Origin of the sequence: Salinivibrio sharmensis (assembly GCF_001995985.1) — a bacterium.
GTDB lineage: Bacteria > Pseudomonadota > Gammaproteobacteria > Enterobacterales > Vibrionaceae > Salinivibrio > Salinivibrio sharmensis.
This window is the reverse complement of record NZ_MUFC01000007.1, coordinates 165,217-171,736: the sequence shown is the minus strand read 5'-3', so window position 1 is coordinate 171,736 and position 6,520 is coordinate 165,217. Positions and strand designations below refer to the sequence as shown.

The window sequence follows — 6,520 nt, the reverse complement described above, 5'->3', positions numbered from 1 at the left end:
TATAAAGACAATGGGGCCGCGAACTTTGCCTGTCTGCGACACATGGCCTCAAACATGGTGCGGGCTGAGCCGACCAAGATCAGCTTGGTGGCCAAACAGAAGCGCTGTCTCATGAATCCCAGCTTCTTAGAGAAGGTTTTAGCCGCAGGCATACCGGCGATGGTTGAAAAATGAACACTCATGCGCTCGCCCTGACTACCTTACCGAACACATAAAATGGAGTACATGACAACGGTAGCTATTATCATTTCTTCAATTTGGGCAGGGAAAGGTTTACACACCATAGATAAATATATAACTCGCTTTAAGCGTGATTATTTATCATCTGCTGATAACTGTTTTTATCAGATATACTCTTTGTACTGCAATATGCTAATCGAGGTATCAAGAGAGCGGTTCTCCTTTAAGAGCTTTGTTGCGTTTGAGAGAAAACTCATCTCGGTTTACGAGTATAACCAGGTATCAGAAGCTTGGAACACCCCTGATTTCTACTCGCTGTATGAGTTAGCTCGATGTCGAGACGAACGTGTCAGACTGCCGTGTATTGTAAAAGCGTCTTTTGTTGAGCATTTTTATCAAGAGCAAATTAGAAATTACTTGAGAAATAGACCTTGTGACTTCAAGCCGCCCATTCTTTTTGTCTGTTTGAAGCGAAGTATGCAAGCCATAGATTTACAAAAAGAGGGTACAAGCTGTCATGCTTTATCTAAAAAGGAGAGAGAAATCGTGGAGCTGCTTAAGCTGGGTTACTCTTACAAAGATCTTGCTAGTGCACTAAATATATCCATCAACACGGTTAAGTCCCATGCAAATAATATATATAAGAAACTCGGTGTTAAGGGACGCTATGATTTATTATGAGTTTTGTTAATAAAGCAGCTAGGATTTGTTGTTTTTTTTTGGGGTACCTTATATTTCGTACCAAAGTACCATTTACCCGTATAGCCCCTGGCGGTAATTTCTGACTAAGTTCTATTTACCTGGTATTTTATGATGAATACGCCTGCTTTTTACCTGCTATCACTGCTGGCCTCGTGCGCTTCCTTTTCTGCTTACTCTAACACTCATAATGCAATATCAATTGAGTATAGACACTCTCTCTATGACAGTGGAGAAATAATTGACGGACGTGCGAACGGCGCTCAGTTCACCTATTACTATCAACTGTTAGAGGGTACCTCAATCTATGCTGGGTGGAGCTATGACGCAATAGAGCATAAAAGCCATCTATCATTAGAGGGTATCGATAAAACAGGCTATTCCCTTGGTTTGACCTTAACGCGTGATTATGCCGGTATCCAAGCAGGGTTATACGGGGGACTCACCTATAAGCATTATGAGTTCGATGTCGATGAGAGTGATGAGCCAAAAGACTTTGGGCATGAGTGGGGGTATGAACTCGGCGGCATCGTGATGCGATCCTTAAGCGAAAACATTCATGTGATGTCTCGTCTCGGCTATGAGTCCTCGCAAGATGATGTATATATAACAGGCTCTGAACAGGAAGTTGATGATAACTGTCTGTTTTCTCTTGGTGTCTTGTATAAATTTTAATGCCTAGATAGCAGTTTTATGGGAGAGGGGAATGAAGAAGTTAGGGTTTAGACAATCGCTCCTGATGGGGGTGTTGATATTGGTATCCTTATCATTGGGGGTGGTCAGTCTTTTGACATATCTTAATGTCTATGACGCATTTAGGCAGGATAAAGAGAAAACGGTTAGGGAATATGTAGAAGCGAATGCCGGAACCATTTCATCCTACTTTGATGAAAAAGAAAGTGTCCTATCAAATCTATCCGAGTACTACAAAAGCAACCCTTTACCAGCTGATAAAATAGCACTGGTCAAGCATATCGCCGCCTCAACCAATACGGATAGTGTGGTATTCACTTCTAAAAATGGTCAGGCTTATTGGAATCAACAGGGTGATGACTGGCCAGGACACATATATAAAGGCGATGCACGAAATAGAGAGTGGTATAAAGCTGCCGTATCGACAAATGGCGTTGCGACAACGCGAGCTTATAAAGGCGCCGGGAGAATGTGGATGTCGATGGCCACTCAAGTCGGAAACGATGTCCTCTCTTTTGATTTTGACTTGTCAAAAATGAATAAGACGGTTGAGTCTTTCCAAGAGATGGATGGGGCAGTCGCGGTGATTATGGATGGACACTCGACCGTTCTCGCCTCGTCAAGCCCAAATATTTCTAATGGTGAGAAAGCCGTATCACTGGCGGGCTTTTCCAATGTTGCGAGGGTTGTTATCAATAGTACTCAACCCAAGTATCAAGAGTATAGCTATGGGGGAGTTGAAAAAGTATTTTTCTCGGTGCCGCTAGAGATTGCTGATACAACGTGGTTTTTGGGCGTCGCTCTAGAGGACGAAAAAACATTTGCGCCGATTTATAAAACTCGCACCACCACAATACTCATGGTGTTTGCGGGCATCCTGGCAGCCATCGCTGCTTTCTATCTGTTGATCAATAAGCTGTACCGTCCTATCACCTCTCTTCGTGTGTTGGCAGAGGATCTTTCCAGTGGTGAAGCCGATCTCACTAAACGTCTTAACCTTGAGCGCAATGATGACTTGGGTGACATTGGTCGAGGTATTGATGCATTTATTGATAAAGTCCATCGTGCCGTTGCTGATATCGTCGAGGTCTCCTTAGGGCTAGCCGATAATGTCGAGCGTTTGCAATCACTCACCGAAGAAAACGCTAAGAGTATGGGTCAGCACTCGGTTGAAACTGAGCAAGTTGCAACAGCCATTGAAGAAATGAACAGTACCGCCCATTCTGTCGCACAAAGCGCGGTCAAAGCGTCCCAGATCACTGTAGATGCAGCAGAGTTAGGTGCGCAATCAGAAGAAGTGGTGAGAAAAGCGCAGTCGCTCAACGAGCGCTTGCTAGAAGATATGGAAGCCTCTGTTGCCTTGGTAAGCGACATGAACGCCAGCAGTGACAACATTAATGACGCATTGAAAGTAATTGGAGAAATTGCAGAGCAAACCAATTTGTTGGCGCTTAATGCAGCAATAGAAGCGGCGCGTGCCGGTGAGCAGGGACGAGGCTTCGCGGTCGTCGCGGATGAAGTCCGGACGTTAGCGAGTCGAACAATGGACAGCACCAAGGAAATCGATAAGGTGCTTTCTGCGCTATTAGCTAGTAGCGAACAAATGTCTGCAGCGATTAATCGCACAAAAGAAATGTGTGTTGATACGGCTTCCGGTCAAGAGCAGGTGGCTACAAGCTTGAGAACAATGGCGGAGTACGCAAAAGAGACCGACGATGCCAGTACGCAAATCTCAACAGCGGCTGAAGAGCAATCAGCGGTGTCTGCGGATATCAGCGAAAACATGAATAGGATTAAGACCATTGTAGCGTCAATTAGCAAAGGGAGTGATGTGGTCACAGAAGAAGCCGAGAAAATTGGTCGTCTGAACTCACGCCTGCATGAAACGGTTAAGCGGTTCAGAGTTTAAAGCGAGGTCGGTGTTGATGGATGGCAACCGTTGTATGTCAGACGCCATAAATGACACACAAGAGCGGCTTTTTTTTGAACTTGTTGTGAATAGCTTAATAAGACTTTACTCCTACATTGACAGTGTAGATAAGTATGTTTCTTTACAGGAGCGGAAGCGTTTGTTGCTTGTTTACTATAAACGCATGTTAGATAACCCAAAATATAAGCCGATACGTCAAGATATGCGAGGCTTTATTCATGGGTGCCGAAGTAAAAGCTTTGATATGGAAGCGGCCTTGTTGAAGCTCTACTTTAGCTCTCATCCATGTGCATACTAGGCTATTGTTGCGGGTTATTTTTCGAAAACTGGTAGCGAGATTATTACTCTAGCTATTTATAATGTTTTTTAGGGGAGAAATATGCTGGAGGCTTATAGTGGTATTTCCAAGGAGGCCTATAAGCCTCAGTGCATCCCTTGTTGTCGACAAGTTGGGCTAAAAGTGAAAAAGGCGAGTTATGAACAGTCTTTAAAAAATATGATTGGTTTTGATATGACCATTGATAAACGGTTATGTAGCGGAGAGCAACGGCATTTTGAGATCACAGACTCGCTCATAAACGCAATTAAAGAATGCGGTATCCATATAGCTTTACAGCCGATCGTTGAGGTAAAAAGCGGAGAAATATTTAGTTTTGAAGCCCTCGCCAGGTGGACGCATCCTATCATGGGGCCAATATCTCCTGATGAGTTTATCCCTATTGCTGAACATTTGGGTCATATCCATGCACTCGGTCTAGAGGTGCTCAGTCAAGCCTGCCAATTCCTCACTGATTACGATAAGTTGTTTGAGACTCGACCAATGATTAACATTAATATCTCAGTTCAACAACTCACTTATCCTAATGTCGTCGAAGATATTCTCAATATTGTCAAAATGTACCACTTATCCCCTGAACGCATCGTATTGGAGGTCACTGAGTCTTATCCATTGGACGGAGGGATGAAAGTTAACGCAGTGCTCGAAAAGCTTAATCAATTTGGATTTAAGCTTTCGATTGATGATTTTGGTGCAGGAATGAGTGCAATCACCAGTTTGTTTAACCTTCCTCTCTATCAAGTCAAACTAGACAAAAAGCTAGTGAGTGAATCCATTGTCTCACAACCCTGTCTGGACTTTTTAACCTACCTATGTGGCTATGGTAGAAAAGAAGGGGTACAGATCGTGGCAGAAGGGGTAGAAGATGAGATGACAGTGAGTAAATTAAAAGAAATAACGATCCCCTATGTGCAAGGGTATTATATGTATCGACCACAACTCCCGCATTGGTGGTTAACGGAAGAAAATATGTAAATGTATTTTGTATTAGTAATCACAGTGTAGAAATTAGCCCCTAAGTACTATGTTTTTTGTCATGTGTTTATGACACTTTGTATAGATATAAGGTAATAGAGAAAGCACATGACTAGCCCACTCAACGTTTGTAAATATCATAGTGATGCTTTTAATGAAGTGGAACGCTTTTTTGATTCGTTGTTTAAAAAGAGGACGGTAGATGCTTGCTGGCACCCGAGCCGGTTTGAATATGCGCGATATTTGGTTAAACCATTGTTCGAGAAGAGAGGGATTACTGACTGGGAAGACCATGTGTCGTTGTGGCGAGATAGTGATGGCAAGCTAGTGGGCATCGCTCTGTCTGAGGCTGCCGATTTCAACAGCTTTTTCTTAACAGCTTCAGAGCATCGATCTGCTTCACTTAAGCAAATGCTGGGCTGGGCAATGGAGACGAATTATTGCCTAGAAGGTGGACGAAAAAGGATGACATGTTGGGCGGATCAAGATGATAACCTGCTAATAACGTTACTTAAAGAGCATGGTTTCGATCAGGATATCGGGCAGGAGTATTTGCTTGTCTGTGACTTAAATCAACATCCGCAGTCTTCGGCAACCAGTCATTGTCTACTTAGCACTCTCGTCGATCCCTGCTTGTATGAAAGCCGGATGGAATGTGTTGCTTCGGCGTTTCAGGATCGCTCGCATTATGATTTATTATCAAGTTATAAAATGACTGAAAACGCGCCTAATTATCGTCAGGATTTAGATTTTTGTTTAGTCGATCCACGTTATCCAAACACAGTGATTGCCGCGTGTACTGGATGGCAAAATCATGCCGATAATAGTGTGTATCTGGAACCGGTTGCTGTCGCACCTCAGTATCAAGGAAAAGGCATGGGAACGATTCTGCTGCGTTTTGTCATGACCGCGCTGAAGTATCAAGGCTTCAGGCATGTATATGTGGGAGCTTATGGCGATGGGCTCAAGTATTTCTATTGCCAAGCTGGTTTTTCGCATTTTAGGACGTTAAATCATTACTCGTTAAACAAGCTTGCTTGACTGTGGTTTCATACACGCCGACAGCGGCGGGACAAATGTCTACGAATTATCAAACTGAGAGATAATTAATCGCACAATCCACCATGTCTTTATAGCTAGACAGAGTGTTGCGCTTTATTTGAACGATATTAATATAACTTATTGATATTAGTTATAAGTTATTGAATACTATTAACTCCATTCACGCAGATTCATATGCCTAGGAGGTAAATGCCATGACTTATTTTCCGATGAAAAACCTCGATGTCATTTTTGCCTCTGCGCGTCACTGTGCCAACGATTCGGCTCAGGATACCCGCTCACGCATCTGACTCTGCGTCCAACTGTAATTGGCCGCAGGTATAACGCGGCTAATTTGCAGTACCACCTCGCTTTATGCCTGTGGCCTCCTATAACCCAAAAGGAGAGCCATCATGACTCAACTATCTTTATTACCGTTAGCCCAAGCACTGGTTCGTTTGGATGCGATTCGTCAGCGTCGTGCGAGCACACACCGTTATCGCTACACAGACGTGGCGTTAAATCGTCACCTACAGCGTGATATTGGTATTGCACCTGACAAGCAAGATGCCTTGCCTGTTAGCACACAATTTGCGGCAAAACGTTATCTGGTGACATGGCGACGACGATGGCGGTGGCTATAATGGGCCCCAGAAAGCGGCGTA

Annotated in this window: 6 protein-coding genes and 1 pseudogene; all 7 read left to right on the top strand. The window is 43.7% G+C overall.

Translation table 11 applies throughout. From position 1 onward, the window contains the following. A pseudogene (locus BZG74_RS15515) lies at positions 1 to 174 on the top strand (ISAs1 family transposase); the annotation flags it as partial. A 51-nt stretch (positions 175 to 225) separates the two neighbouring features. Then, entirely contained in the window at positions 226 to 861 is a 636-nt protein-coding gene (locus BZG74_RS09100; RefSeq protein WP_158020639.1) for a helix-turn-helix transcriptional regulator, read from the top strand. A gap of 129 nt (positions 862 to 990) precedes the next feature. Next, positions 991 to 1,554 carry a hypothetical protein gene (locus BZG74_RS09095; protein ID WP_131825629.1) on the top strand — a complete coding sequence of 188 codons (564 nt, stop codon included), beginning with the start codon at positions 991 to 993 and terminating at the stop codon, positions 1,552 to 1,554. Between the two features lie 31 nt (positions 1,555 to 1,585). Beyond that, positions 1,586 to 3,481: a methyl-accepting chemotaxis protein gene (locus tag BZG74_RS09090; protein ID WP_077772295.1), complete on the top strand. Its 1,896-nt coding sequence runs from the start codon at positions 1,586 to 1,588 to the stop codon at positions 3,479 to 3,481. 400 nt (positions 3,482 to 3,881) lie between these two features. Next, complete coding sequence (locus BZG74_RS09080) at positions 3,882 to 4,814, top strand: EAL domain-containing protein (RefSeq protein WP_077772293.1); 933 nt, start codon at positions 3,882 to 3,884, stop codon at positions 4,812 to 4,814. Between the two features lie 108 nt (positions 4,815 to 4,922). Continuing rightward, positions 4,923 to 5,855, top strand: a complete 933-nt coding sequence (locus BZG74_RS09075; RefSeq protein ID WP_077772292.1) for a GNAT family N-acetyltransferase — start codon at positions 4,923 to 4,925, stop codon at positions 5,853 to 5,855. Positions 5,856 to 6,268: 413 nt separating this feature from the next. After that, positions 6,269 to 6,499, top strand: a complete 231-nt coding sequence (locus BZG74_RS09070) for a hypothetical protein (RefSeq protein ID WP_069362108.1) — start codon at positions 6,269 to 6,271, stop codon at positions 6,497 to 6,499. The last annotated feature ends 21 nt before the right edge of the window (positions 6,500 to 6,520 follow it).

Excerpts from the sequence above, each read along its gene's own strand:
- BZG74_RS09075 (WP_077772292.1), top strand. The coding sequence starts at position 4,923 with ATGACTAGCCCACTCAACGTTTGTAAATATCATAGTGATGCTTTTAAT.
- BZG74_RS09070 (WP_069362108.1), top strand. The coding sequence starts at position 6,269 with ATGACTCAACTATCTTTATTACCGTTAGCCCAAGCACTGGTTCGTTTG.
- BZG74_RS09095 (WP_131825629.1), top strand. The coding sequence starts at position 991 with ATGATGAATACGCCTGCTTTTTACCTGCTATCACTGCTGGCCTCGTGC.
- BZG74_RS09100 (WP_158020639.1), top strand. The coding sequence starts at position 226 with ATGACAACGGTAGCTATTATCATTTCTTCAATTTGGGCAGGGAAAGGT.
- BZG74_RS09090 (WP_077772295.1), top strand. The coding sequence starts at position 1,586 with ATGAAGAAGTTAGGGTTTAGACAATCGCTCCTGATGGGGGTGTTGATA.
- BZG74_RS09080 (WP_077772293.1), top strand. The coding sequence starts at position 3,882 with ATGCTGGAGGCTTATAGTGGTATTTCCAAGGAGGCCTATAAGCCTCAG.